At 66.3% G+C, this 26,618-nt stretch carries 19 protein-coding genes; 8 read left to right on the top strand and 11 right to left on the bottom strand.

Annotated elements, in window-relative coordinates:
• Positions 1 to 233: 233 nt before the first annotated feature.
• The 3 genes from ACREB7_RS14070 to ACREB7_RS14060 are packed head-to-tail and all read right to left on the bottom strand — an operon-like array spanning position 234 to position 2,998.
• The gene (locus ACREB7_RS14070) at positions 234 to 1,370 is read right to left on the bottom strand and encodes a DSD1 family PLP-dependent enzyme (RefSeq protein ID WP_431592899.1); all 1,137 of its coding nucleotides are present in this window, start codon (positions 1,368 to 1,370) and stop codon (positions 234 to 236) included.
• A complete protein-coding gene (locus tag ACREB7_RS14065; protein ID WP_431592898.1) occupies positions 1,367 to 1,675 on the bottom strand; it encodes a D-arabinono-1,4-lactone oxidase in 309 nt (102 codons plus the stop codon). The genes ACREB7_RS14070 and ACREB7_RS14065 overlap by 4 nt, the downstream gene beginning before the upstream one ends.
• Positions 1,676 to 1,732: 57 nt before the next feature.
• Positions 1,733 to 2,998: an N-acetylmuramoyl-L-alanine amidase gene (locus tag ACREB7_RS14060; RefSeq protein WP_431592897.1), complete on the bottom strand. Its 1,266-nt coding sequence runs from the start codon at positions 2,996 to 2,998 to the stop codon at positions 1,733 to 1,735.
• 625 nt (positions 2,999 to 3,623) lie between these two features.
• On the opposite strand from ACREB7_RS14060, the gene ACREB7_RS14055 reads away from it, so the two are divergent.
• The 7 genes from ACREB7_RS14055 (at position 3,624) to ACREB7_RS14025 (ending at position 17,271) form a co-directional block, all read left to right on the top strand.
• The gene (locus ACREB7_RS14055) at positions 3,624 to 6,251 is read left to right on the top strand and encodes an Rne/Rng family ribonuclease (protein WP_431592896.1); all 2,628 of its coding nucleotides are present in this window, start codon (positions 3,624 to 3,626) and stop codon (positions 6,249 to 6,251) included.
• A gap of 130 nt (positions 6,252 to 6,381) precedes the next feature.
• Entirely contained in the window at positions 6,382 to 7,785 is a 1,404-nt protein-coding gene (locus ACREB7_RS14050; protein ID WP_431592895.1) for a M48 family metalloprotease, read from the top strand.
• 56 nt (positions 7,786 to 7,841) lie between these two features.
• On the top strand, positions 7,842 to 9,461 hold the full coding sequence (locus tag ACREB7_RS14045) for a DsbA family protein (RefSeq protein ID WP_431592894.1): 1,620 nt from the start codon (positions 7,842 to 7,844) through the stop codon (positions 9,459 to 9,461).
• 4 nt (positions 9,462 to 9,465) lie between these two features.
• Positions 9,466 to 11,061 (top strand): sulfotransferase, encoded by a 1,596-nt coding sequence (locus ACREB7_RS14040; RefSeq protein WP_431592893.1) that lies wholly within the window; start codon positions 9,466 to 9,468, stop codon positions 11,059 to 11,061.
• 146 nt (positions 11,062 to 11,207) lie between these two features.
• Positions 11,208 to 13,706 (top strand): TonB-dependent receptor, encoded by a 2,499-nt coding sequence (locus tag ACREB7_RS14035; RefSeq protein ID WP_431592892.1) that lies wholly within the window; start codon positions 11,208 to 11,210, stop codon positions 13,704 to 13,706.
• Between the two features lie 4 nt (positions 13,707 to 13,710).
• Positions 13,711 to 15,039 (top strand): APC family permease, encoded by a 1,329-nt coding sequence (locus ACREB7_RS14030; RefSeq protein ID WP_431592891.1) that lies wholly within the window; start codon positions 13,711 to 13,713, stop codon positions 15,037 to 15,039.
• 243 nt (positions 15,040 to 15,282) lie between these two features.
• Positions 15,283 to 17,271, top strand: coding sequence for an AAA family ATPase (locus ACREB7_RS14025; protein ID WP_431592890.1), 1,989 nt, complete (start codon positions 15,283 to 15,285; stop codon positions 17,269 to 17,271).
• On the opposite strand, the gene ACREB7_RS14020 is transcribed toward ACREB7_RS14025, so the two are convergent.
• Genes ACREB7_RS14020 through ACREB7_RS14010 form a run of 3 tightly spaced genes read right to left on the bottom strand, consistent with a single transcriptional unit; the run spans position 17,230 to position 21,232 of the window.
• Complete coding sequence (locus ACREB7_RS14020; protein WP_431592889.1) at positions 17,230 to 18,837, bottom strand: phytoene desaturase family protein; 1,608 nt, start codon at positions 18,835 to 18,837, stop codon at positions 17,230 to 17,232. The two genes, ACREB7_RS14025 and ACREB7_RS14020, sit on opposite strands and share 42 nt — an antisense overlap.
• Entirely contained in the window at positions 18,834 to 20,054 is a 1,221-nt protein-coding gene (locus ACREB7_RS14015) for an FAD-dependent oxidoreductase (RefSeq protein ID WP_431592888.1), read from the bottom strand. The genes ACREB7_RS14020 and ACREB7_RS14015 overlap by 4 nt, the downstream gene beginning before the upstream one ends.
• Positions 20,051 to 21,232: an aromatic ring-hydroxylating oxygenase subunit alpha gene (locus ACREB7_RS14010; RefSeq protein WP_431592887.1), complete on the bottom strand. Its 1,182-nt coding sequence runs from the start codon at positions 21,230 to 21,232 to the stop codon at positions 20,051 to 20,053. The genes ACREB7_RS14015 and ACREB7_RS14010 overlap by 4 nt, the downstream gene beginning before the upstream one ends.
• 33 nt (positions 21,233 to 21,265) lie before the next feature.
• On the opposite strand from ACREB7_RS14010, the gene ACREB7_RS14005 reads away from it, so the two are divergent.
• On the top strand, positions 21,266 to 21,862 hold the full coding sequence (locus tag ACREB7_RS14005; RefSeq protein ID WP_431592886.1) for a TetR/AcrR family transcriptional regulator: 597 nt from the start codon (positions 21,266 to 21,268) through the stop codon (positions 21,860 to 21,862).
• 3 nt (positions 21,863 to 21,865) lie between these two features.
• Here ACREB7_RS14005 and ACREB7_RS14000 read toward each other — a convergent pair whose 3' ends face one another.
• The 5 genes from ACREB7_RS14000 to dapB form a co-directional block, all read right to left on the bottom strand.
• Positions 21,866 to 23,239 carry a M20/M25/M40 family metallo-hydrolase gene (locus ACREB7_RS14000; RefSeq protein WP_431592885.1) on the bottom strand — a complete coding sequence of 458 codons (1,374 nt, stop codon included), beginning with the start codon at positions 23,237 to 23,239 and terminating at the stop codon, positions 21,866 to 21,868.
• 232 nt (positions 23,240 to 23,471) lie between these two features.
• Positions 23,472 to 24,131, bottom strand: a complete 660-nt coding sequence (nth, locus tag ACREB7_RS13995) for an endonuclease III (RefSeq protein WP_431592884.1) — start codon at positions 24,129 to 24,131, stop codon at positions 23,472 to 23,474.
• On the bottom strand, positions 24,128 to 25,306 hold the full coding sequence (locus ACREB7_RS13990; RefSeq protein WP_431592883.1) for a M48 family metallopeptidase: 1,179 nt from the start codon (positions 25,304 to 25,306) through the stop codon (positions 24,128 to 24,130). Before ACREB7_RS13990 ends, nth begins: the two co-directional genes overlap by 4 nt.
• Before the next feature lie 61 nt (positions 25,307 to 25,367).
• Positions 25,368 to 25,892, bottom strand: coding sequence for a hypothetical protein (locus ACREB7_RS13985; protein WP_431592882.1), 525 nt, complete (start codon positions 25,890 to 25,892; stop codon positions 25,368 to 25,370).
• On the bottom strand, positions 25,889 to 26,614 hold the full coding sequence (dapB, locus tag ACREB7_RS13980) for a 4-hydroxy-tetrahydrodipicolinate reductase (RefSeq protein WP_431592900.1): 726 nt from the start codon (positions 26,612 to 26,614) through the stop codon (positions 25,889 to 25,891). Before dapB ends, ACREB7_RS13985 begins: the two co-directional genes overlap by 4 nt.
• Positions 26,615 to 26,618 lie beyond the last annotated feature (4 nt).

Raw genomic sequence — 26,618 nt, 5'->3', positions numbered from 1 at the left:
ATGAGGAAGAGGCCGAGCAGCCCCGTGAGCGCGAGATAGCCCAGCCAGCGGAACCAGCGGCGCGTCCACATCGTACGGAACCAGCCAATGACGGCATTGCTGTCGCGGCGCAGGCGCAGGCGGAAATTGGGCGGACTGTCGGCGACCATCGTGAGCAGCCTCTAAAGCGTGTCCGGGCGAAAGGGAAGCATGGTTGCGGTGGATGACTCCCCTTCCGCTTGCGGGAGGGGGACTTAGCGCGCCCTGCCGCGCGCGCTCACCGGCCAGATCGCAACGAGAGCCTCGCCTTCAACGACATGATAATGGTCATAGAGGTTCACCGTCGGGTCGCAATGCGGGACGGTGAGGGTCACCGGGTCGCCCGGCGCAAGTGCCTCGCCGATGCCCGGCGCGATCAGCGCGGCATGTTCGTCGCCCATGAAGGCGAAAAAGGCGGTTTCGGGCGCGCCGCGCCGGACGACCGCAACGCCGCCGTCGGTGGAGAGCGCCTTATACCCCGCGTCGATGGTAACAAGACCACCATGGTTGGCGCTGACGACGCGCGCATCGACGCCGAGCGACGTTTCAAAGGGCACCGTCCCGTCGCCAACAAGGTCGCAGTCGAGATATTGCTTGTCCATGAAGACATAGGAGCCCGCCTGCAATTCGGTGAAGACGCCGAGATCGAGGTCGATATGATGCGTGCCGGTGCCCGACCCGGTGACGATTTCGGGTGCGAAGCCGGCATTGGCGAGCGCGGCGATGACGCTTTGCAAATAGGCCGTGCGTTCCTCGATCGCGGCGTGGCGTTCGGCATAGCTTTCGATATGCTGCTGCGAGCCGCAGTAGAATTGCACACCGCAGTAGCGCAGGTTCGGGAGGGCCGCGACGGCTTCGGCCAGCGCCACCGCTGCGTCGGGTGAGGCGACGCCGGTGCGCGCAATGCCGGGATCGATGTCGATGATGACGTCGAGGCGGGTGCCGAGCGCGGCGTCGATTCGCGCCGCAACCGCGGGGTGGTCGACCACCGCCATCAGCCCCTCGGCGCGCTTCGCCAGCGAGGCGAGGCGCTCGACCGCGCGCGGCGCGGCGACAGGCGAGGTGATCAATATGCCGGTGATGCCGCCGTCCACAAGCACCTCGGCCTCGCCGATCTTGGCACAGCAGACGCCCGCAGCGCCTGCCGCGAGCTGGCGCTTGGCGATATCGACGCTCTTGTGCGTCTTGCCATGCGGACGCAAGCCGATGCCGCGCGCCGCCGTCAGCCCGGCCATCATGGCGATATTGCGGTCCAGGGCGCCGATATCGAGGACCAGCACCGGGGTGTTGAGGTCGGCGCGACTACCCTGCTGGCCAATCAGAGACCCATGCAGCGTCAAATCGTCGGTCATGCGAAAAGGGCTTCCAGATGTGGGTTGAGGAATTTGCCGCCCGGATCGGCGGCGCGGCGGACGCAACGATAGCGCTCGGCCATAGGATAGAGCACGTCGATGTCGTCGCGCGCCAGCCTGTGGCGCTTCGCCCAATGCGGGCGGCCGCCATGGGCGCGAAAGATCGCCTCGGTATCGGCGAAGAGGCCGGCCCAGGGCATTTTGGCATATTGGTGCATCGAGATGGCCGCCACGGGTCCGGCGTTCATCGGGCTCATCCAGATATCGTCGGCGGCGACGGTGCCCGACCAGTTGCTCCAGCCCATCTTTCTCTCCCGTCAGCCCGGCGCAAAGCTGTCGGGGTGACGATGGATGGTCAAGGGCTAGTTGATCGCGGCGATCTGGCGCGCGAAGTGGATCTGCACCGCGTCGCGGACACCGCGTGCGAGCTTTTTCTGCCCCGCCGCCGAGGCGAGGAATTCCGAATCGCCCTCGTTCGAGATGAAGCCGGTTTCGAACAGGACCGAAGGCGTATCGGGCGCCTTCAGCACCACGAAGGACGCGAAGCGATGCGCGGTGGTGCGGAATTTAACGTCATCCGACGCCTCGCGCTGGAGCAGGCGGGCGAAGTCCGAGGCGACGTTCATCGTCTCGCGCTGGGTGAGGTCGAGCAGGATGGACGACACGTCGTTGCTATGCGCGCCGAGGTCGACGCCGTTGATGATATTGGCCTTGTTCTCGCGCGCTGCGAGCCGCGCCGCTTCGCGGTCGGAGGCGACTTCGGAGAGGGTGTAGATCGACGCGCCGCTCGCCTGCTGATTCTCGGCGGCGTCGGCATGGACCGAAATGAACAGGTCGGCCTTCAGCCGGCGCGCGATGCCATAGCGTTCCTCGAGCACCAGATAGCGGTCGTCCGAGCGGGTGAGCGCGACGCGGACGCGGCCCGACGCGATCAGGTCGTCGCGAATCGCCCGCGCGATGCCGAGCGTGATGTCCTTTTCGCGCTTGCCGCTGTGCGGGCTGATCGCGCCGGGGTCGTGCCCGCCATGCCCCGCGTCGATGACGACGAGCGGCAAGCGGGGATTGTTCGGCCCTTCGATGCGGGGCAGCCCGACCGCTGGCTTGGGCTTGCCGATCGGAACGGTGACGCTGTAGCGTTTCTCTGGTGGCTTGGCGCGGAACTGCGCCGGCGGTTGCAACTCGATGCGGGGGCTACGCGACGCGCGCTGGAATTCGTCGGCGGATACGGGCTGCAGTTTGAACGAGAGACTGCGCCCGTCGGCGGCGAAGCGCGCGTTCGAGACGAGCGCCGGCTGGTCGAGGTCGAGCACGACGCGCGCGGTGTCGGGGCCCTGCTGTCCCTGGCGCACCGTACGGACAAGGCCCGCGCCCTGCGGGGAGTGGCCCGCCTGCGCGCCCGAAATGTCGAGCGCGATGCGATCGGGGGCCGGAAGGAGCAAGGTCGAGGCACTCGCGACAAAATCGTCGAAGCGCACCGTCACCTCGCCCCCCGTAATCTCGATCGCCCCGATATTGCCCGCCAGCACCGCCGGCGTGGCCATCAGCGACGAGAAGAAGAGCGACGCGAGAAGCATGGCACGATTATGCCGCCGGGTGCGGCTGTTGGTCCAGCATTTATCTGAAAACATCCAAGGCCACCTGCGGGTCATCACGATGAACCGGTCATTAGGGATGGCGCGTCAAGTCAGCGTGAAAGGGCAGGGTTAACCCGCAGTTTAGCATGATGTGGCGCGCGGCGCCCCTTGCCATCGGCCAGTGCATGCCCATATTTTTCCAGTGCTTGCTGTTGCCGTCGGGTGACGCCGATGCTAGCACCCCCAACGCTGACGGTGTCATTGCCTGACCCGTCGGGCCTTATGCGGGGAACGCGCCCAACCGGCACCGGATTGACGGACCGAATGGTGGCTCTCCCCCGGTGCCCGACAATCCAGGCCTGGCAACCTGCCGTCGGCCCACCCGGATGCCCGGGCAGCGCAGGACGATCCCGAACCGGTCGACATGCGCCGGCCGGTCGTCCCGCTAAAACAGGTTGATGCCGCATGAGGCTTGCCATGCCCTCTTCTCTCCGCGACGCAGGCGCTTTCGCGCATGCTGTCGGTCGGACGGAAGACCGCATGCGCGTCCAGGACCGGGCGCGAGCCGCACAAGGCAATAACGTCTTTTTTCATATGAACCCTATCGACCGCAGCCCTTCTTCACGGAGGGTCGCGGCCTTTTTTGTTGGCGCGCCAAGGCGCGCCTGGAGTGATAATAATGACCACGCGCATGTTGATCGACGCGCGGCACCGGGAAGAAACCCGTGTCGCCGTCACCCAGGGAAACCGCATCGAGGAGTTTGATTTCGAGTCCGCCGAGCACAAGCAGCTCAAGGGCAATATCTATCTGGCCAAGGTGACCCGTGTCGAACCGTCGTTGCAGGCGGCGTTCGTCGAATATGGCGGCAATCGTCACGGATTCCTGGCCTTCAGCGAAATCCATCCCGACTATTACCAGATTCCGAAGGAAGATCGCGAAGCGCTGCTCCGCGAAGAGGCCGAGCATGCGGCCGAAGCCGCGATGCGCGCCGAGGACGACCTCGACGAGCTGGAAGGCGATATCGCCGAGGTCGAGCGTCCCGACGAGGATGAGAATGGCGATGTCCCCGCCCCCGAAACCGTCGGCGAAGAGCAGGACGGCGACGACGAGCATGGCGACGCCGAGGAAGGCGCCGAAGAGAATAAGGACGGCCGTAGCGACCGCAAGGGCCGCGGACGCGGACGTGACGGCCGCAAGGGCGGTCGTGGCCGCGGGCGCCGCCGCGACGAGGACGAGGACGGCGAAAGCCGCATGTCGCTGCGTCGCCGCTACAAGATCCAGGACGTCATCCGTCGCCGCCAGGTGATGCTGGTGCAGGTCGTCAAGGAAGAACGCGGCAACAAGGGTGCCGCGCTCACCACCTATCTGTCGCTCGCCGGCCGTTATTGCGTGTTGATGCCCAACACGATGCATGGCGGCGGCATCAGCCGCAAGATTTCGAACGGCGCCGACCGCCGCAAATTGAAGGCGATGGTCGACGAGCTCAACCTGCCGCCGACGATGGGCTGCATCGTGCGCACCGCCGGGATGAGCCGCACCAAGGTCGAGATCAAGCGCGACTTCGACTATCTCGCACGCGTCTGGGACGAGATTCGCGAAAAGACCCTGGGATCGAGCGCCCCGGCGCTGATCCATTCGGACAGCGACCTGGTGAAGCGCGCGATCCGCGATATCTATCACAAGGATATCGAGGAAGTGATCGTCGAGGGCGACGAAGGCTATAAGGCCGCCAAGCAGTTTATGAAATTGCTGATGCCGAGCCACGCCAAGCGCGTGCAGCAATATGCCGACCCGGTGTCGCTGTATCAGCGTTACGGGGTCGAAGATCAGCTGGCGGGGATGCTCAACCCGGTCGTCCAGTTGAAATCCGGCGGTTACCTGGTGATCAACCCGACCGAGGCGCTGGTGTCGATCGACATCAACTCGGGCCGCTCGACGCGCGAGCATAATATCGAACAGACCGCGCTCAGCACCAACCTCGAAGCCGCGCACGAGATCGCGCGCCAACTGCGTCTGCGCGACATGGCCGGGCTGATCGTGATCGACTTCATCGACATGGATCATGGCTCAAACGTCCGGAAGGTCGAACGCGCGATGAAGGACGCGCTGAAGAACGACCGTGCGCGCATCCAGATCGGCCGTATCTCGGGCTTCGGCCTGATGGAGATGAGCCGCCAGCGGCTGCGCACCGGCGTGCTCGAAGCCTCGACGCGCCCCTGCCCGCATTGCGAAGGCACCGGCCTGGTCCGCACCGCTTCGTCGGCGGGCCTCAGCGCGCTGCGCATGATCGAAGAGGAAGCCGCGCGCGGCAAGGGCAGCAAGATCATCCTGCGCGCCAGCCAGGAAGCGACCTTCTACCTCCTCAACGAAAAGCGCCGCGAACTGCGCGAAATCGAGGAACTCTACGGCGTTTCGGTCGAAATCCTGCCCGACGGCGAGACCGAGGGTGCGCGCATGGCGATCGAGGTCGGCGGCCCGCCGCCCGTCGTCCGCCGCAGCTTCGCCCCGATCGCACCGATCGAGGATGACGACGACGAGGAATATTTCGAGGAAGAGGAAGAAGAGGCCGAAGCTCAGGCCGAGAAGCCCGAACGCCCGGCGCGCCGTGAACCCGAAGATGGCGACGCGGATACCGACGGAGAAGGCCGCAAGCGCCGCCGCCGTCGTCGCCGTGGCCGTCGCGGTCGCCGCGACGAAGATGGCAACGAGATCGCTGAGGGCGCCGAGGGCGAAGCAGGCGAAGGTGACGACTCCGAAAGCGAAGCCGGCGAGAACGACAATGAGCCGGTGACGGCCGATGCCGAAACCGCCGAGGCAGAAGCGGGCGCCAAGCCGCGCCGCCGCCGTGGTGGTCGTGGCCGCAAGCCGCGCGACGAGAGCGCCGAGGCCGAGGCCGAAGCCGAAGCTGTCGAAGTCGATGCCCCGGTCGAAGTCGAAGCCCCCGCCGAACCAGTGGTCGAGGAAGCGCCCGTCGCGGAAAAGCCGAAGCGCAAGCCGCGCCGGACCAAGGCGCAGATTGCCGCCGAAGAGGCCGAAGCCGCGGCAGCTGCCGAGGCGCCGGTCGAGGCTGTCGCAGAAGTGCCGGTGGAAGTCGCGGTCGAGGCGGAAGCCGAGCCCGCCAAGCCCGCGCCCAAGAAGCGCGCGCCGCGCAAGACCAAGGCCGCAGCGGCAGCAGCAGCCGAAGCGGCTGCGACCGCATCTACCGAGGTCGCAGCACAGGACGGCGAACCCGTTTCCGTCGAGGGCGAAGAGGCAACCGATGGCGAACCCCGCCGCGGCTGGTGGCAGCGCACCTTTGGCAACTGATCGGCGGACGCCGATTGGCGGCAAGTGATCGCATTGCAGCGATCGCGCCCTTGCCTCCGAGCGTCCTGAACCCCACAAGGCCTTCATGGCTTCAGTTGAGGTTCAGGCGCTCGGCGCAAGGACGCACCCGATGAATTTTTCCCTGCCGCAGCCCGCGAACCGGGCCCATATCTGGCGTGCGCTGGTCCGGATGCTGGTGACGTTCATCGTCCTGGTCGCGGTCGCCGTCCGGCCGGTCGCGGCGCAGTCGATCCTGCGCGACGCGGAGACGGAAGCGTTATTCCAGGACATGATGGACCCGCTGCTCGTGGCGGCGGGGCTGCAGCCGGGGCAGGTGCGGGTTCATCTGCTCGGCGATCGCAGCATCAACGCCTTTGTCGCGGGTAGCCAGGACATCTATGTTTTCAGCGGATTGATCGAGGCCGCCGACAGCGCCGAAGAGGTGCAGGGCGTGCTGGCGCACGAACTCGGCCATGTCATGGGCGGCCATGCGATCCGCGTCAACGAAGGCGCCAAGGCGGCGACGGGCATTTCGCTGCTCAGCCTGCTGCTCGGCGCGGCAGCGGTCGCGGCGGGTGCAGGCGACGCCGGAATGGGGATTATGATGGCGGGTCAGCAAGCCGCGCTCGGCAAGTTTCTGGCGTTCAGCCGCGTGCAGGAATCGACCGCCGACGCGGCCGGCGCGAAATATCTGTCGAAGGCGGGAATCAGCGGGCGCGGCAGTCTCGCCTTTTTCAAGAAGCTCCAGAATCTCGAATTCCGCTATGGCGTCAAACAGGACGACGACCAAGCTTATGGCCGCACCCACCCGATGTCAGGCGATCGCATCCAGGCGCTGCGCGAAGTCTATGTCGTGGATCCGGCGTGGGAAAAGCCCGCCGATCCGGCGATTGAGGCGCGCTTCCAGCGGATCAAGGCGAAGCTGTCGGGCTATATCGCCGACCCCGAACGGACGCTGCGCAAATACCCCGAGAGCAACACGAGCATCCCCGCGCGCTATGCCCGCGCTTATGCTTGGCACAAAAGCGCCTATCCCGAAAAGGCGTTGACCGAGGTCGAAGGCCTGCTCGCATCCAATCCGGACGATCCCTATTTCCTCGAACTCGAAGGCCAGGTGCTGCTCGAATCCGGGCGGCCCAAGGAAGCGATTCCCGCCCTGCGCAAGGCGGTGACGGGGTCGCGGTCGCAGCCGCTGATCGCCGCGACATTGGGCCATGCGTTGATCGCCACCGAGGATCCAGCCAATTACCCCGAGGCCGAGGAGGTGCTGAAGACCGCCGTCGCACTCGACAACCAGAATCCCTTTGCCTGGTATCAACTCGGCATCGTCTATGCGAACAAGGGCGACCAGCCGCGCGCCGCACTCGCCTCGGCGGAACGCTATAGCCTCGAGGGTGGACAGGCGTCGCTCGCGCTGCGTAACGCCGACATGGCGATGCAGGGCCTGCCCGAAGGGTCCCCCGACTGGATTCGTGCACAGGATATTTCGCTCGTCGCGCGCGCCGAGGTGGAACGCGAGCGCAAACGGCGCTAGATTCGACGGCATGACGGCGGGGAATGCGTCGTATCGACGATGCATAAGGGCAACAAGTGACTGATAGAAAAGACGATTATTACCAGCCGTGGCTGCGTGACCCGGCGCCGACCCCGGTGCCCGCCGACGCTGGCGCGATCCCGGCAGCGGCCGATGAGGGTCTGGCCAAGCCGCGCGCGGTGCCCCCGGTGGGGCTCGACGTGTCGCGCTATCCGACCGAAGAGCGGCTGACCGCGAAGCCCGCGGTCGACACCGACCGGTTGAAGGCCGGTGCCAGTGGACTGTGGCGGGCGATCCGCGATGGCGGCAGCGCCTTTGCCGACTGGACGATCCGTGTCGGCGAAAAAGCCGATGTCCCGGCGCGCGTCGAGGCGATGGAAATCCCGCGCCGCTCGCGCGAACTCGCAGGCCGCACCGCCGATGCCACCGCGCGCGCCGCCAAGGCGTTCGGGCGCGGCACCGCGCGGGGCAGCGCCGCCGCCGCCGCCGCCAGCGCGAAGGCCTGGGACAAGATGGCGCTCGGCGAAAAGGTCGGCAAATTGTCGAGCGACGCTCAGCGCGGGCTGGGGGATGTCGCGGGCAAGGCCGGCGAAGCGCTGGGGCAAGCGGCCAGGGTAGGCAAGGACAGCCTGGGCGAGGCCGCAACCAAATTGCGCCCCGCGCCCCGCGCCGAAGCCGAACCGCCGGCCTCGGGCCTCGCCCAATTGCTCGCGCGCGAGGCGCAGGAAGAGGCGGCTGCCGCCGCCGCCAAGCCCGCCGCGCCCGACCTGCCCCTGTTCGCGAGCGAGCCGACTATCGAGCTCGCCGCGCCCAAGTCGGCGCCGGCCAAAACCACCAAGGCGGCATCTGCCACGCCGCCGCCCTCGGTCTCCGCACCCGCACCCGCACCCGATGAGCGTATGCCGCATCGCCCGAGCCAGCCGCGCCGCGAAGCGGGTGGCGGCGGCTTTGCCCTGCCCGCGCCCCTCTGGATGGTTGCGCTTGGTGCGATCCTGCTGCTCGGCGCGACCTTCTGGCTCGGCGGCCGTTTCGGCGGCGGGCTCAGCAAGAGCGAGGTCGAGACCGTGGTGGCCGACTATATCAAGGCGAACCCGCAAATCATTCCCGAAGCCTTGTCGGCACAGCGCGACCGCGAAATGGCCAAGGCGATCAACGCGATCCGCCCGGCGCTCGAAAAGCCCTATGCCGGCGCGTGGGCGGGCAATGCCGACGGCGATGTGACGCTGACGGTGTTCACCGACTATGCCTGCGGCTATTGCCGCGCGAGCCTGCCCGACCTCGACCGGCTGATCCGCACCGACCGGCGGCTGAAGGTCGTATTCCGCGAGCTGCCGATCATTGCGCCGCAGAGCCGCGACGCCGCAATCATGGCGCTGGCCGCCGCGCGGCAGGGCAAATATGACGCCTTTCACCATGCGATGTTCGCAGCCTCGTCGCTCGATCCCGGCGCGATCGCTGCGGCGGCCGAAAAGGCCGGTGTGGTCACCGACGGCAGCGCCGACGCAACTGCGAACGAGGCGCTGTTTCAGCGCGAACTCGACAATAATCTCGCGATCGCGAACCAGTTGCGACTGAACGCGACCCCGACCTGGATCGTCGGCGACCAGCTGTTGCAGGGACAGCTTGGCTATGCGGCGTTGAAGGAAGCGGTCGATAAGGCGCGGACCAAGGGGTGAGGCGATGAGCGCGGGCAAGGCGCAGGTCGCGATTAGCCGGGGGGTGCGCAATCCCGACCTGATGGCGGCCGCGCTCGCGCTCTACGAGGGACGGCTCCACGACGCCGAGCCGTTGCTCAAGGCGCATCTGAAGCGCGATCCGTTCGACGTCGCGGCGATCCGCATGCTCGCCGAACTGGCGGCGCGGATCGAACGTTATCGCGATGCCGAAGCCCTGCTACGCCGCGCGCTCGACCTGGCGCCCGACTTCCTCGCTGCGCGGTCGAACCTCGCCACCGTGCTCCACCGCCAGGGTCGTTCGGGCGAAGCGGTCGAAGAACTGGAAAAGTTGCAACGGGTCGATCCCGACAATCTGATGAACGCCAATCTGAAGGCGGCGGCGCTGGGCCGGGTCGGCGAATTCGACGAGGCGCTGGAGCTCTACGAACAGGTGCTGCAAAGCTTCGGCAAACAGCCGAAGATCTGGATGTCCTATGGCCATATGCTCAAGACTGTCGGGCGACAGGCCGACGCCATCGCGGCCTATCGCGAGGCGCTGGCGCTGGCGCCAGCGCTCGGCGAAGTATGGTGGAGCCTCGCCAATCTGAAGACGCTGAAATTCGACGACGCCGACATCGCCGCGATGCAGGACGGGCTGGCGCAGGACAATATCGCAGCCGAGGACCGGTTCCACCTGCATTTCGCGCTGGGCAAGGCGCGGGAGGACCGGCAGCAGGCCGCCGAGGCCTTCGATCATTATGCGACGGGCAACGCCTTGCGCAAAAAACTGCTGCCCTATGATGCCGAACAGACGCGGGCGGCGGTCGACCACGCGAAGTCGCTCTATACCCCCGAATTTCTCGCCGCGCGGCGCGGCCATGGCGCCCCTGCCGGCGACCCGATTTTCATTGTCGGCATGCCGCGTGCGGGATCGACGCTGATCGAGCAGATCCTGGCGAGCCATTCGATGGTCGAGGGCACGATGGAATTGCCCGACATTCCCCAACTCCATGCCCAGGCGCGCAGCATGGGCGGCGTCGCCAAGCTGTCGGCCGACGACGCCCGCGCCCTCGGCGAGCAATATCTCCACGACACGCGGGTCCAGCGGAAAACCGACAAGCCCTTTTTCATCGACAAGCTGCCGAACAATTGGCTGCACACCGGCTTCATCCGGCTGATTCTGCCCCATGCGAAGATCATCGACGCGCGGCGCCACCCGATGGATTGTTGTTTTTCCAACTTCAAACAGCATTTCGCGCGCGGGCAGGCGTTCAGCTACGACCTCGTCGACATGGGTCGCTATTATGCCGATTATGTCGATCTGATGGATCATTTCGACGGCATGATGCCCGACCATGTCCACCGCCTGTTCCACGAACGGCTGATCGACGATCTGGAGGGCGAGGTGCGCATGCTGCTCGCCCATCTGGGCCTGCCGTTCGAGCAAGCCTGCCTCGATTTCCATAGCAACGATCGCGCGGTGCGCACCGCGAGTTCGGAGCAGGTACGACGGCCGATCAACCGCGACGGCGTCGACCAGTGGCGCGCGATGGAACCCTGGCTGAAGCCTTTGGTCGAGGCGCTGGGACCAGCCCTCGCGCAATATCCGGCCACCCCCTGACAGGATTGTTGCAATTTTGTCATAGTGCCCGCGAAACGGCGGCCCGCGATCGCCATTTGGTGGCCGCGCGATTGACGGCGCGGTGAAACTGTTCAAGCTTCCCGTTCCGCCGCAGCAACGGCGATCGCACATATAGGGGGGTCTTTATGCGGGTCCATTTTTCGCGCCGCGCGCTGCTTCTGGCATCGCTGTCGAGCGCGGTCCTTTCCTCGACGCCGGCGTTGGCGCAGGAAGCCGATGACAAAGGCTATGACGACGAGATCATCGTCACGGCGCAGAAGCGCGAAGAAAATCTGCAGAATGTTCCGATCAGCATCCAGGCGCTCGGCACGCGCAAGCTCGACCAGCTGAACGTCGCCAATTTCGAGGATTTCTCGAAACTGCTGCCGAGCGTGTCGTTCCAGTCGAGCCAGCCGGGCGTCACCACCGTCTATATGCGCGGCGTCGCGAGCGGCGGCGACGGCAACCATTCGGGCTCGCTGCCCAGCGTCGGCGTCTATCTCGACGAACAGCCGGTGACGACGATCGGCGGCACGCTCGACGTCCATGTCTATGACATCGCGCGCATCGAATCGCTCGCGGGGCCGCAGGGCACGCTGTACGGCGCCTCGTCGCAGGCCGGCACGATCCGCATCATCACCAACAAGCCCGATACCAGCGGTTTCGAAGGCCGCGTCGATGGCGAACTCAACACCGTCAAGAGCGGCGGCATGGGTGGCAAGATCGAAGGCATGATCAACGCCCCGATCAGCGAGATGGCGGCGGTTCGTTTCGTCGGCTGGTACCAGCGCGATGCGGGCTATATCGACAATGTACCCGGCACGCGGACCTTCTGCGGCACGCCCACCCGCGACGGGAACGGCGACATCGACGGCTGCATATTGGACGGCGTCTCGGTCAACAACGCCGGTTTCGTAAAGAAGAATTTCAACGACGCCGAAATTTATGGTGGCCGCGCCGCGCTGAAGGTCGACCTTGACGACAATTGGACGGTTACGCCGACCCTGCTGTACCAGAAGCAGACCAGCAGCGGCACCTTCGCGCAGGACCCGCGCGTCGGCGACCTGCAGGTCCAGCGCTTCTATCCCGACGAACGCAGCGACAAATTCATCCAGGCGGCGCTGACGATCGAGGGCAAGCTGGGCAATTTCGACCTGACCTATGCGGGCGCCTATCTCGACCGCAAGGCCTATCAGATCAACGATTATACCGATTATGCCGAGGCCTATGACCAGCTCTATGAATCGGTGGGCGGACTTGCGAATTATTTCTATTTTTCGGACAATGCCGGCAACACCATCGACCCGCGCCAGTTCATCATCGGGACCGACCATTTCCGCAAGATGAGCCAGGAACTGCGCGTCTCATCGCCGCAGGACGAACGCTTCCGCGTCGTCGCCGGGCTGTTCTACCAGCGCCAGAGCAACCAGATCCACCAGGATTACAAGGTCCCCGGCCTCGCTGACGCGCTGTCGGTGAACGGCCTGCCTGGCACGCTGTGGCTGACTGAACAGAAACGCGTCGACAAGGATTATGCGGCGTTCGGCGAAGCGAGCTTCGACATCACCCCGACGCTGACGCTGACCGGCGGCGGACGCTATTATAAATATGACAACAGCCTGATCGGCTTCTTCGGCTTTGGCCGCAACCCGAACGGCCCGCCGTTCAACGGCGCGGGCAGCTCGCGAACCGGTGTCGCGGGCTGTTACACGACGACGGGCGCGACCTTGCGCGACAATCCCGGGGGCACGCTGTTGCCGGCCGCCGTCGATGGTGGCCCCTGTACCAACCTTGCCGATTTCGTGAACGGCGAACTGGTCCCGAAACGCACCAAGGACACGGGGTTCACCCACCGCGTGAACCTGACCTGGAAGCCCAGCGACGATGTGATGACCTATGCAACCTGGTCGCGCGGTTTCCGTCCGGGCGGCATCAACCGGCGCGGCACGATCGCCCCCTATGATGCCGACTTCCTGACCAACTACGAGCTGGGTATCAAGACGACGCTGGCCGACGGCAGGGTCAGGCTGAACGCGGCCATCTATATGCAGGACTGGAAGCGCTTCCAATTCTCGTTCCTGGGCGAGAACAGCTTTACCGAGATCCACAATGGCCCGAACGCGCGGATCAAGGGGATCGAGGCGGACGTCAACATCCGGGCCGCCGACGGCCTGACTTTCAAGGCGGCGGCCTCCTATACCGACGCCAAAACACGCAACAATCTGTGCGATATCGACGATCCGACCTATCAATGTACCGATCCCGGCAATTCGATCGCCGCGATCAAGGGAACGCGCCTGCCCGTGACGCCGAAGTTCAACGGCAATGCAACGGTGCGGTACCAATTCCCGGTCGGGCCCGGCGAGATGCACTTCCAGTCGGTGATCGCGCATCGCAGCTCGGCCACCCCCGACATCCGTGTCCCCACCGCAACCGCGCTGGGCCGGATCGAGGGATCGACGACGGTCGATTTCGCGGCCGGGTTCGAATGGAGTTCGTACAGCCTCGAACTGTTTCTGCAAAATGCGTTCGACGAGCGCGCACAACTGGCGCGCTTCTCAAACTGCGGCCAGTGCGACGGGCGCGTACAGGTGTTGGTGAACCAGCCCCGGACGATCGGGGCGCGACTGGGCGCCAAGTTCTGATCGGGTGACCGATATCGCAACCAACAACGAAAGGCCGGGCCAAAAGCTCGGCCTTTTGATGTGCGTCGCGCTCGGCATGGGCAACATGATCGGGTCCGGCGTGTTCCTGTTGCCACGCGACCTTGCGCCGCTCGGCTGGAATGCGATCATCGGCTGGGGGGTGTCGATCGCGGGGACCCTGTGCCTCGCGGTCGCCTTTGCGCGACTGGCGAAAAAACTGCCGGGGGGCAGCGCGACCTATACTTACGCCGCGACGGCCTTCGGTCCGGCCGTCGGCTTCATCGTCGCCTGGAGTTATTGGATCAGTTGCTGGACCGTCGTCGCAACGCTGGCCGTCGCGGCGATCAGCAACCTGTCGATTCTTGCTCCCTCGCTCGGTGACGCGGGCATCGGGACCGCACTGCTTGCGATCGGCTTCATCTGGTTCTTCACGTTGGTCAATCTGATGGGCGTACGCCGCGCCGGCGGGGCCCAGCTGGTGACGCTCGGGCTCAAGCTGATCCCGGTGGTTGGCGCGGTCTTGGTCGCGCTGTGGCTTTACAGCACCGGCGACGCTCCGACGCCGACGATGGCAGGAACAAAGCCGATCAGCCTCGACAATATCGGCCATGCCGCGACGCTGACCCTCTTCGCCTTGCTCGGCTTTGAAAGCAGCTGCGTCGTCGGCGACCGGGTGCGCAACCCCGAACGCACGATCCCGCGCGCGACGCTGATCGCCGCCGCAGCCACGGGAATGCTCTATCTGCTTTCCTGTACGACGGTGACCTTGCTGCTGCCGCTCGAAACGCTCGAAGCGTCGAACGCGGCCTATGCGACCTTTTTCGGCACGCTGGTCAGTCCGTCGACGGGGCAGGCCGTGGCGCTGTTCGCGGCGATCGCCGCCCTCGGCGCGCTCAACGGCTTTGTCCTGCTGCAGGGCGAAATCCCGCGCGACCTGGCGCATCGCGGCCTGCTGCCGCCGGTCTTCGCCCGCGACAACCGCTTCGCCGTGCCGTGGTTCACCCAAATCGTCTCGAGCGCGCTGGCCAGCATCGTCGTCTACGCCAATTATTCGCGCGGGCTCGCCGAATTGTTCAAGTTCATGGTGCTGGTGACAACATCGACCGCAATTATCTTTTACATCGTCGGCGCGCTCGCGGCATTGAAGCTCGAGCGCGACGGGACGATCAAAGCCTCGCCGGCTTTTGTCGTGGTGACCGTCGCCGGGTTCCTTTATAGCTGCTGGGCCTTTTACGGCGCCGAATGGGAGCCCGGTCTTTGGAGCATCGGTCTGACCGCTGCGGGACTGCCGATCTATCTCGCGATGCGGCGCGCAAGGCCCGCGACCGCCTGAAACTTGCCTACAAGCCCGAAATCGCCTATCGGCAAAATCCCGTTGGCCCGGATTAGGGCCTTTTTGGAGACGTAATGTGTCGGACCGCCGAACAAATCAGGGTTTGAATCCCTGCGGCATCCGCCCGCTGTCGTAGCGCGTTTTTCCTGACGCGGTGCGCCCGGGCGCTGCCGCAATTTCCAACCCGCTATCAACACTTCTGCCGTCGGGCGCCGTGCGTCCGCCGGCCGCAGGCAGGTATCTATGTTGCACGACAGCCATTGGGCTCGCGCACTCGCGCGCGCCGTCGCCACGGATCATCCGGGCAAGACCAAGACCGGCCGGGCCCTGCTCGGCTGGGCCCGCGCGCGCGCCGCCGCGCTCGAGTTAAACGACAAGACCATCGCGCGCGCCGCGCTGCTCGGGGCTCATACCCCGGCCCCGGACGCACGCGAGGATGAAAGCCTGTTGCAGGCGAACCGGCTGGCCGACGCGCTCGACCTCACCGCCGAGGAGCGTGCGCTGCTGCTGCTCGTCACCGCGATGGAACGCGGGCCGCTGACGCGCGGCCTCGTCAAGCTGATCGAGGCCGAGGCGCTCGACATGGAGGCTTTGGTCGGAACGCTCACCGGACTGGCCCCGCATGCCCTGCGCACCGCCGAAGTGGTGCGGCTCGACCTCGTCGGGCGCTGCACGAGCAAGGATGGCAAGGTCGAGTTCGGCCTCTGCTGGTCGTTCGAGCGGCTGCTCGACGCCAAGACCGGGCAGCATGACAGCCTGATCGACGGCCTGCTCGGCCGGCGGCAGACCGCGCGCCATGCGATCGCCGACTTTCCCGCGCAGCAGCGCGACGCCGACCTCGCACTCGCACTGCTGCGCGGGGCGATGGCTGGCGGCGCGCGGGGGATCAATATCCTGATCCACGGCCCGCCGGGAACGGGGAAGACCGAGCTCGCACGCACGCTCGCGGCGTCGCTCGGCGAGCCGCTGCATGCGGTCGGCGAGGCCGACAACGACGGCGAGGAACCGAGCCGTTTCGACCGCGTGGCCGCGCTGCGCCTGGCGCTGCGGACGCTCGAAAAGCGCGGGCGCGCACTTCTGTTGTTCGACGAGATGGAAGATCTGCTCGGCAATGCGCAAATCGAACAGGACGGCCGCATCCGTAACCGGTCGGGGTCCAAGCTGTTCGTCAACCGGCTGCTCGAGGACAATGTCGTCCCGGTCCTCTGGACGTCGAACAGCATCACCGATGTCGATCCCGCGATCCTGCGGCGGTTCAGCCTGTCGATCCGGATGGACTTTCCGGGCATGGCGCACAGCCCGGCGATGCTCGAGCGCGTCAGTGCGGAGGAAGCGGTCGCGGTCGACCCGGTGCTACAGGCGCTGGCGGCGCGCGCGCCCGAGGCGGCATCGCTGTTCCGCGTCGCGGCGCGCGCGGCGAGCCTGGCCGGTGATTCGGCCAGCGCGAGCCGCTTCGCGGGATCGGTTCTGGGCGCGATGCACGGGCGCGAAATCGAAGCGCGCCCGCCGCGCGCCTTCGACGAAGGCCTGCTGTGCGCCGACACCGACCTGGCGGCGCTGTTCGGCGCGCTGGCTCGCTCCGACGCGCCCGCCGATTTCTCGTTGCTGCTCACCGGCGAGCCCGGGACGGGCAAGACCGAGGCGGTGCAGGCGCTGGCGCGGCGGCTCGGCCGGCCGCTGCACGTCAAGCGCGCGTCGGATCTGATGTCGAAATGGGTCGGCGAGACCGAACAGGCGATCGCCCGCGCCTTTGCCGAGGCGAAGCGGCAGGGGGCGATACTGTTCTTCGACGAGGTCGATTCGCTGCTCGCCGACCGGCAGGGCGCGTCGCAGAGCTGGGAGGTCAGCCAGGTCAACGAGCTGCTGACCTGGATGGAGGATCATCCCCTGCCCTTCGCCGCCGCGACCAACCATGCGGCAAAGCTCGACCCCGCGTCGGCGCGGCGCTTCGTGTTCAAGATCGAGATGCGCGCGCTCGACGAAGCGCGGGCCCGGCTGGCGTTCGTCCACTTCTTCGGGCGTGAGGCACCGGCGACGCTCGACCGGCTCGGCGGACTGACGCTCGGCGACTTCGCGGTCGTCGCGCGGCAAGCACGTTTTTCCGAGGCACCGGACGATGCAACGCTGGTCGACCGGCTGCGGCGTGAGCGCGCGGCACGCCCGGCGCTGCCGCAGCCGATGGGTTTCGGATCAGACGCGCCACTTGGGCGCGAAGAAACCCCGGTCGCGTAGCACCACCTCGGCGGCATTATGTCCCGGCGCGCCGGTGACGCCGCCGCCGGGGTGGGCGCCCGCGCCGCACATGTAGAGGTTCTTCACCGGGCCGCGATAACCGCCGTTGCCGAGCACCGGGCGCGCGGCCCAGAGCTGGTCGAGCGTCATATTGCCGTGCATGATGTCGCCGCCGATCAGCCCGAACTTGCGTTCGAGGCCCTTGGGCGACAGGCGGGTCTGGCCGACGATGCTGGCGCGGAAACCGGGGGCATGCGCCTCGACGGTATCGATGATGGCATCGGCGGCGGCGCCCTCCTCGTCGTCCCAGTCGCGACCGTCGGGCAATTCCGGCGCGAATTGCTGGCAGAAAAGGCTGGCGACATGCTGTCCGGGAGGCGCGAGGCTGTCGTCGACGGTCGAGGGGATGAGCATCTCGACGATCGGCTTCTTCGACCAGCCGAACTGCTTCGCGTCGAGGAAGGCGCGGTCCATATAGTCGAGCGTCGGGGCAAGAATGATGCCCGACTGATGATGCTCGCCCGGTTCGGGCAGGCAGGTGAATTTCGGCAGTTCGCTGAGCGCCACATTCATGCGGAAGGTGCCGCTGCCGGCCTTGAAACCGCGGATGCGGCGCTGGAAATCGCCCGGCAAGTCGGATGCGTCCATCAACCGTTCGTAGAGCAGTTTCGGCCCAACATTGGCGATGACGCGCGCGGCGGCGATCTCCTCTCCGCCAACGAGCCTCACCCCGACTGCCTTGTCGCCGTCGACGAGCACCTTCTCAACCGGGCTTTCAAGGCTGATCTCGACGCCGAGGTCGCGGCACACCTTGGCCATGATCTCGGTGATCTTGCCCATGCCGCCGATGCTGTGCCCCCACGCACCCTTCTTGCCGTTCACCTCGCCGAAGACGTGGTGGAGTAACACATAAGCGCTGCCCGGGGTGTCGGGGCTGGCGTAGTTGCCGACGACCGCGTCGAAGCCGAAGGCCGCCTTGACCGCCTCACTCTCGAACCAAGCGTCGAGCATCGTGCGCGCCGACTTGGTGAACAGGTCGAGCACGTCGCGCTGCTGTTCGAGGCTGAGCCCCGCGAAGCGCCGCCCCTGCCGCGCGCCGTCGATCAGGGTGCGGAAACCTTCGCCGACATTGGGCGGCACGCGCAGCGCGAGGTCGCGGAGCAGTTCGGCGACATTTTCGAGCGCGTCATAATATTGGGGCAGCACTTCGGCGTCGCGGGCCGAGAATTTACGGAACTCAGCCTGGGTGCGTTCGAGCCCGCCGCCGAGCTTGAGATAACCACCATCCTCCTGCGGCAGGAAATTGCTGATCGGCCGTTCGATGACGCGATAGCCATGATCGGCGAGCTTCATGTCGGCGATCACCTTGGGCTGGAGCAGGCTGACCGTGTAGCTCGCGACCGAATTGCGGAAACCCGGCGCGAATTCCTCGGTCACCGCGGCGCCGCCGACGACGTCGCGCGCCTCGACGATGCGGACCTTCAGCCCCGCCTTCGCGAGATAGAAGGCGCAGACGAGGCCGTTGTGGCCGGCGCCGATAATCAGGGCGTCATAGGCTTTGGTCATGGAAATTCTCTCGCAAGCGGGGATTGAACATGTTGGCGGCCGAAGCCGAGGCCAAGGACGCGGCCGGGAATACGGCGCAGCAGCGGGATGGCATCGAGCAGGCGCACCGCGAGCGGCACGCGGGTGATTTCGCCGCGCAGCATCGGTTCGATCACGCGCTGGTGCGCGAAACGCTGGATCGCCTGCATGCGGGTGGTGGGTGTCCAGCGGCGCTCCTGCACACGCGCCAGCAACGGATCAGGGTCGGCGCCAGCCGCAAGCGGCGCGGCGAGAATATTCGCCGTCGCCACCGCATCCTGCACCGCGAGGTTGATCCCGACCCCGCCGACCGGCGACATCGCATGCGCGGCATCGCCGATCGCCAGCAGCCCGGGGCGCGACCAGCGCGTCAGCCGGTCGAGCGCCACCGAGAGCAATTTCACCTCATCGAAGCTTTGGATCGCATCGATTCCGGCGGCGAGGCCGGGGACGATGGCGACAATGCGATCGCGGAAAGCCGCGATGCCCTGCGCCTCGATCGGGGCGAAGCCGACCTTTTCGATGATCTGCGCGCATTGCCAATAATCGCCGCGCGGAATGGCGACGACCATGCCGCCCTTGTCGATCGTGCCGAGCGCGATGTCGGACATGTCCATGCCCGCGGGCACGGGGATGCGGAACCAGAGCACGTCCATGGGCGCGCCGAGATCCTCCAGCGGCAGTTCGGCGGAAACGCGGAGAACCGAGCGGCGGCCGTCGGCGGCGATGACGAGCCGCGCCGGCAGCGTCTCGCCGCTCGCAAGCGTGACGCCGCTAGCTCGGCCGGCGGTATCATAGGTCAACCCGGTCGCCTCGGTCGACATGCGCAGGTCGAAGGTCGGGTAGCGCTTGCCCTGCCCCGCGATGAAATCGAGCAGGTCCCACTGCGGCATCATCGCGACGAAGCGCGCCGCGACGGGCAGATGTTTCATCGTCGCGATCGTATAGCGCTGCCCAAGCAGGTTGAGCGTCATCGTGTCGATTGCGGCGTGCGGCTCTTTCAGCAGTTCCTCGAGCAGCCCGATTTCGTTGAACAGTTCGAGCGTCGAGGGATGCACGGTGTCGCCGCGGAAATCGCGGAGGAAATCGGCATGTTTTTCGAGCACCGTCACGCGTACCCCGGCGCGCGCGAGGAGCAGCCCCGCGACCATGCCGGCGGGACCGCCGCCGACAATCACCACGGGCGCGGCTGCGCTCAACGGCGGCTCCAGCCCGGCGCAGGTGCGGTTTCGAGACGCGCCTCGGGAATGATGTCGCGCATGCGCGAGCAGAAATGCTTGAGGCAGACTTCCTTGTCGCTGAGCGGGCCCATGGTGAAGCTCTTCGACGCCATGCCCATCTGGACGCGCGTGATCAGTTCGGTGTCCTCGGCATTGACCTGGCGGTTGATGCGCCAGTTGAGGTAGCGCGCGGCCTTCATCTCGCGGCGCGCATCAGGCAGGACATAGCTGATTTCGCGGATCAGGCAGGTCGTGGGGCCGGTCGGCAGCCACTGCATGAAATCGACCTGATCGGGATAGATGTCGAAGGCGACATTGGGCCACAGCTTGAAATAGAGCCAGTGGCGCTGCCGATCTTCGGGCAGGTGCGGGACCGGGGGCAGCAGCCGCTGGTACATGCGCTCGGACCAGTTCACCGACGGCCGGTCGATCAAGTCGCCCCACATGCGGTCGACATTGTCCTCGGCCTCGACGCCATAGCTTTTGCCGAACAGGCGCGTGAGGCCGGGGTGCGCGACGGGGATGTGGAGGCCGTCCGAATAATTGTCGCCGACATTCTTCCAGTTCACGTCGCGCGGGCGGAGCGTGACGCGGCCAAGCGCACCGAGGTCTTCGAAGCGATAGGGGGCGACCATCGCTTCATAGGGCGCCATCATCGACGCAACTGACGGGCCGCCGTCATCCTCGAGCCGAACGAACCAGAAGCCGCGCCATTGTTCGAGCCCGACGGGGACGAGCCCCGCCTTGCCCTTGTCGAGCGTCGGATAGCTCGCCGAATCGGGAACGCCGGTCAGGCGGCCGTCGAGGTCGTAGGTCCAGGCGTGATAGGGGCAGACGAGTTTCTTCGCGCAGCCGGTGGCGCCGTCGACGAGGCGCGAGCCGCGGTGGCGGCAGACGTTGGTGAAGGCGCGCACGACACGGTCGGCGCCGCGCACGACGATGATGCTTTCGCCGCAATAGTCGATGCTGTGCCAGTCGCCCGCATGAGGGATGTCGCTGTCGTGACAGACGACCTGCCAGCTGGGGCGGAAGATGCGCTCCATCTCCGCAGCGTGGAAGTCGGGGTCGCTGTAGGTCCAGGCGGGCAAAGACCAGCCGTCCAGAGAATCTTTGGGGGCGGGGTCGATGTTGGTGAAAGTGTCGCGCAGCGTTGCCATGAGTCGATCCTTGTTGTACAAGCGTATAACAATATGCAGCCCGCTCGCCAAGCCTTTACGCGCGAAAGCGCCGATGCCCGCCGGACGGGCCTGATCGAGGCGACGGCGGCGGTGCTCGCCGAGCAGGGGCTGGCGGGAACGAACGTCCGCGCGATATGCGCCAAGGCGGGGGTATCGCCCGGGCTTTTGCGCCATTATTTCGCGGGAATCGACGATCTGGTCGCCGCCACCTACCGCGCGACGAGCGACCGGATGGATAGGATTTTCGCCGCTGCGGTCGCGGGCGCGGGCGCCGATCCGCGCGCGCGATTGAACGCCTATCTCACCGCAAGTTTCCGCCCGCCGGTGACCGATCCCGAACTGCTGGGGGCGTGGACGGCGTTCTGGGCGCTGGCCCGCAGCGACGCGCGGATGGTGCAGATCCACGCCGAAAGTTACGCCGGCTATCGCGCGCGGCTGGGCGATTTGCTGATCGCGTGCGGAACGACGCCCGCCGAGGCCGCAAAACTGGCGGTTTTGCTGACCGCGATGGTCGACGGGCTGTGGCTCGAACTGTCGCTCGACGCCGAAAGCTTCGGCGCCGAGGCGGCAGTGGCGATGGTCGAGCGCGCGGTCGCGGCCCTCGTCTGACTCTTATTTCGACAGATCGCGCAGCAGGCTGTCCCAATGTGCGAGCGCCGGGGCGATGGCGTCGACGGGGACGCGTTCGTTGAGGCCGTGGGCGAAGCTGTCGCTGGCCTTCGAGAAGAGGCCCGCGACGCCATAGCTCGGCACGCCCTGGATGCGGAAATGATAGGAGTCGGTAGCACCCGCGCTCATCGACGGGATGATCGGCAGGCCCGGCGCGCGGGCGTGGACCGCCTTGGTCACCGCCGCGACGACGTCGGGGCGCAGCGGCGAGGCGTCGCTGGCGCTGGCGTCGGGGTCGGTGTTCACCTTGACGGCCGGGTCGGCGATCACCTTTTCCAGTTCGGCGCGCACGGTTTCGACCGGCACGCCGGGGAAGATGCGGCAGTTGATGTTCGCGGTGGCGCGCTGCGGCAGCGCATTTTCGGCATGGCCGCCCTTGACCAGGGTCGGCACGCAGGTGGTGCCGATCTGGCCGACATATTCGGGGTCGGCGCGAATCGCCGCGATGGCGTTGGCGTCGGCGGGATTGGCGGCAAAGGCCTTCAGCGCCGCGCCGATGTCGCCGCCGACCTGATCGGCGACGATCGGCATGCCGACCTTGGTCAGTTCATTCTGCTGCGGCGTGAAACGGTACGCGCCGACCTTCGCCAGCGCGTTCGAGAGCTGGACGATCGCGTTGGTGGCCGAAGGCCGCGAGCTGTGGCCGCCGGGGTTGGTAACCTCCAGCACGAAATCGGCATAGGTTTTTTCGCCCGCCTGCAGCCCGTAATATTTGGGCTTGCCGTCCTCGCCGATCAGCCCGCCGCCGCCGTCGCCGTTGAGCGCGAATTCGGCGCCCTTGTACTTGGCGGCGAGCGCGCGCGTCGTCATCATCGAAGTTTCCTCGTCGCCCGAGAGCAGCAGGATGATCGAGCGCTTCGGCTTGAAGCCGTCCTTCTTGAGCTGCGCCATCGTCGCGACCATCATCGAGACGTCGAACTTATTATCCTCCGACCCGCGGCCGAAGATATAACCATCCTCCTCGACCGGCACGAAGGGGTCGCGGGTCCAATCCTTCGCATCGGCCTCGACCACGTCCATATGGCCGAGCAGCACGATCGGCTTGCCCTTACCGGTGCCCTGAAGCGTCGCGGCGAAGGTCGCGGTTTCGCCGATCGGCGTGATCTCGATATCGGCGTCGGCATAACCCGCCGCCTTGAGCACACCCGCGTAATAAGCCGCCAGTTCGGGCACCTTGCCGCGGCCCTCGACGGTCGGGATGGCGATGCTGTCGATCAGGATCTTCTTCGCCGTGTCGGTGTCGGCGGGTTTGGCGTGGGCGGGCGCAGCGGCAACAAGGGCGGCGGCGAGGGCGAGCGGGGCGGTAAGGTTTCGCATGGCAACGGGTTATGGCGGGTGCAGCGGGTTGTGCAAGGGGCGTCGCGCGAGGCCGACGGGAGCGATGAATGTTTCGCGCAAAGACGCAAAGACACGAAGATGTTGGTCCGTAGCATCGGGGTTGCGCCCCGAACCGCGCGAAGCGCTTTTTTTTGGTCGCCTCCGGCGGCGCGCCGGTCCTGAATGATGGCGCAGCCTCTTCGCGTCTTTGCGTCTTTGCGCGAAACCCTTTTTACGCCGCCGCCCTCTTCGCTTTCGGCGCCGGGGTCTTGGGTTTGAACTTGCACAAGTCGTCGACCGGGCAGCGCCAGCATTCGGGGGTGCGCGCCTTGCAGATGTAGCGGCCGTGGAGGATCAGCCAATGGTGGGCGCCGACGCGGAAGGGGCCGGGCGTGTCCTTGTCGAGCTTCTTTTCGACGCCAAGCACCGTCTTGCCGGCGGCGAGGCCGGTGCGGTTGCCGACGCGGAAGATATGGGTGTCGACCGCGAAGGTCTCCGCGCCGAAGGCGCAATTCATCACGACATTGGCGGTCTTGCGCCCGACGCCCGGCAATTCGACGAGCGTGTCGCGGTCGGCGGGCACCTCGCCGCCGAAATCGCGGACCAGAATTTCGCTCAAGGCGATGACATTCTTCGCCTTGGCGTTGAACAGCCCGATCGTCTTGATGTGCTGCTTGAGGCCTTCCTCGCCGAGGTCGACCATTTGCTGCGGAGTCGTCACCTCCTGAAACAGTTTGTGCGTGGCCTTATTGACCCCGACGTCGGTCGCCTGCGCCGACAGCACCACCGCGACGAGCAACTGGTAGGTGTTGCCGAACTGCAGCTCGGTCTCGGGGCTAGGATTCAATTCCGCGAGACGGCGGTAGAATTCAAAGATGTCGGCCTTTTTCATTTTCCGGCGGACGGCGGTCCGGCGGGGTGCGCCGCCTTCCACTCCATCGCGGCGCGGACGCGGCGTTCGACCGAGGGATGCGAGTAGAAGAGAAACTCTTCGGCCGCATTCGGGCGCGGGTTGCGATATTCGGCGGTCTTGACCAGCGCGCTGGCCATCGCGTCGGGCAGGTTCACCGTCTGCACCGAATAAAGGTCGGCCTCAGTCTCACCCTTGCGGACCACCCAATTCTGCACCGGCTGCGCGAGCAGGCTGAACACCGAGAGCAGGAACATCATCACCGGGAAGCCGCGCGGGTCGCCGATGGTCGCATCGCTGCCAAACAGGCGCGCGGCGCGGCCGAACAGCCGGTCGGCGAGGAAAAAGAGCACCACCGCGAGCAGGGTGAAGACCGCAATCAACCACCAGATCTGCCCGAGCACATAATGGCCGATCTCGTGCCCCGTCACCGCCTTGACCTCGTCGAGCGAGGCGCCTTTCAGCGCGACGTCGGAAATCGCGATGCGCGCCGAATGGCCGAGCCCCGAGACATTGGCGGTGAAATTGTTCGACTGGCGCGAGCCGTCGAAGACGAAGATGCGGTCGGGTTCGATGCCCGCCTGCTTCGCCTGCACCTCGAGCGCGTCGCGCACTTCGCCGGCGGGGAGCGGTTTATAGTCGTTGAACATCGGTTCGATGACGATCGGCGAGACGAGCAGGATCGCGAGGATCGCGGTAGCGGCAAGCCCGCCCGACCAGATCCACCAGCGTTTTCCGGCGCGGCGGATCAGCGCATAGATGCCGAGAAAGAAAAGCGCGCCGAACAACGTGCCGATCACCAGCGAAATCGCCGACTGGCCGAGATAATCGCCGAGCGGCTGGCTGGTGCGGCCATAGGCGCTTTCGCGGAAAAAATTGGTGTAGAGATCCCACGGCAAAGTGAGCAGCGCCGAAAGCAGCAGGAAGGCGGCGCAGATCAGGAAGGTGCGCACCACCCAGCCGCGCCGTTCGAGTTTCGCCGAAACGCGGTCGAGGATGCGGAACCGCACGAAGAGGAAGGTGACGATCGCGGCGACGACGACGTTCCACAGCAACAGCCATTCGCTGCCGGTGGTATAGGCGGCCGCCTTGGCGAGCGCGGCGGAGCCGAGGCCGTCGATATAGGCGGCGGTGGCGATGGCGGGATCGAAACTCATGCCGGTTTTCCTCTGACTGTCTTATCCATTCCGTACACTTCGCCGCCGGGGGCGCAAGCGATCAGCGCAGCCAGCGGCTGAGCGCGGGAAAGGCCGGCAGCCCTTCGGCAAGCGCGGTGCGCAGGTCGGCGGTCATGCCATAGACCCCGAGCATCGGCGCGCCGATATAGCGGCCGGTGGCATAAGCGGTGATCAGCGCCGCGCTGTCGCCGCGATAACCGCCGTCGTGGAACAGCTGGCGCAGCGGCAGCTCGCACGGCAGGGACGCGGCATAGGACCAGGCGATCGCGACCATCTCGTCGGTCGGATCGGCGACGAGCGGGCCGAGCGTCGCGCGGTCTTCGGGCGCGACGGCAGCGATATGCCCCGCCTCGTGGAGCAGGTCGCCGGGCCAGACGGGGGTGTCGGGGTCGATCAGCAAACGGCCCTCGACGATCGCGAGGCCTTCGAGCAATTGTTCCTTCTGATCGCCGATCCAGTCGACCTCGATCCCGATCTCTTCGAGAAAGGGCAGGATACGCGCCGCCGCCGCCTCGCCGCCGCCTTCCTCGCGCCATGTGCAGGCCGATGCGGTGACGGTGGTCAAAGGCCGAGCACCTGCGGCATGGTGTAGCGCCCGGGCTTCTGATGGAGCAGCCAGAGCGCGGCGCGGACGGCGCCGCGCGCGAAGATCATGCGGTTTTCGGCGCGGTGCGACAGGGTGATCATTTCCTCATTGCCCGCGAAAATGACGTCATGGTCGCCCGCGACGGTGCCGCCGCGCAGGCTCGCGAAGCCGATCTTGCCATGGCCGCGCACCCCGGTGACGCCGTCGCGGCCACGTTCGGAGCAAGTCGCGAGGCTGATGCCGCGCCCCTCCGCCGCCGCCTCGCCGAGCAGCATCGCGGTGCCGCTGGGGGCGTCGACCTTCATCCTATGGTGCATTTCGACGACCTCGATATCCCAGTCGGCGTCGAGCCGGCTCGCCGCCTCCTTCACCAGATGCGCGAGCAGCGTGACGCCGAGCGAGGTGTTGCCGGTCTGGAGCACCGCGATGTCCTGGCTGGCGTCGTCGATCAGATAATGGTGGCGCTCCTCCAGCCCGGTGGTGCCGATGACGATCGGGGTCTTTGCAGCGACGCAGGCGTCGAGCGTCGCCTCGAGCGCGGCGGGCGAGGAGAAATCGACGAGCACGTCGGCGGCGACGGCGAGCTTTTCGGCATTGCCGCCCTTGTCGATGCCGCAATGCCCCGCCCCCGCTTCCGCCGCGGCGGCGGCGAGCACGATGCCCATCCGGCCCTGGCTGCCGACGATGCCGATGCTGGTCATATTC

Source organism: Sphingopyxis sp., assembly GCF_050725615.1.
Taxonomy (GTDB): domain Bacteria; phylum Pseudomonadota; class Alphaproteobacteria; order Sphingomonadales; family Sphingomonadaceae; genus Sphingopyxis.
This window is presented reverse-complemented; position numbering and strand designations above follow the sequence as displayed.

Coding starts and splice junctions, on each gene's coding strand:
- ACREB7_RS14070 (WP_431592899.1), bottom strand. CDS start 1,370: ATGACCGACGATTTGACGCTGCATGGGTCTCTGATTGGCCAGCAGGGT.
- ACREB7_RS14065 (WP_431592898.1), bottom strand. CDS start 1,675: ATGGGCTGGAGCAACTGGTCGGGCACCGTCGCCGCCGACGATATCTGG.
- ACREB7_RS14060 (WP_431592897.1), bottom strand. CDS start 2,998: ATGTTTTCAGATAAATGCTGGACCAACAGCCGCACCCGGCGGCATAAT.
- ACREB7_RS14055 (WP_431592896.1), top strand. CDS start 3,624: ATGACCACGCGCATGTTGATCGACGCGCGGCACCGGGAAGAAACCCGT.
- ACREB7_RS14050 (WP_431592895.1), top strand. CDS start 6,382: ATGAATTTTTCCCTGCCGCAGCCCGCGAACCGGGCCCATATCTGGCGT.
- ACREB7_RS14040 (WP_431592893.1), top strand. CDS start 9,466: ATGAGCGCGGGCAAGGCGCAGGTCGCGATTAGCCGGGGGGTGCGCAAT.
- ACREB7_RS14035 (WP_431592892.1), top strand. CDS start 11,208: ATGCGGGTCCATTTTTCGCGCCGCGCGCTGCTTCTGGCATCGCTGTCG.
- ACREB7_RS14025 (WP_431592890.1), top strand. CDS start 15,283: ATGTTGCACGACAGCCATTGGGCTCGCGCACTCGCGCGCGCCGTCGCC.
- ACREB7_RS14020 (WP_431592889.1), bottom strand. CDS start 18,837: ATGACCAAAGCCTATGACGCCCTGATTATCGGCGCCGGCCACAACGGC.
- ACREB7_RS14010 (WP_431592887.1), bottom strand. CDS start 21,232: ATGGCAACGCTGCGCGACACTTTCACCAACATCGACCCCGCCCCCAAA.
- ACREB7_RS14005 (WP_431592886.1), top strand. CDS start 21,266: ATGCAGCCCGCTCGCCAAGCCTTTACGCGCGAAAGCGCCGATGCCCGC.
- ACREB7_RS14000 (WP_431592885.1), bottom strand. CDS start 23,239: ATGCGAAACCTTACCGCCCCGCTCGCCCTCGCCGCCGCCCTTGTTGCC.
- nth (WP_431592884.1), bottom strand. CDS start 24,131: ATGAAAAAGGCCGACATCTTTGAATTCTACCGCCGTCTCGCGGAATTG.
- ACREB7_RS13990 (WP_431592883.1), bottom strand. CDS start 25,306: ATGAGTTTCGATCCCGCCATCGCCACCGCCGCCTATATCGACGGCCTC.
- dapB (WP_431592900.1), bottom strand. CDS start 26,614: ATGACCAGCATCGGCATCGTCGGCAGCCAGGGCCGGATGGGCATCGTG.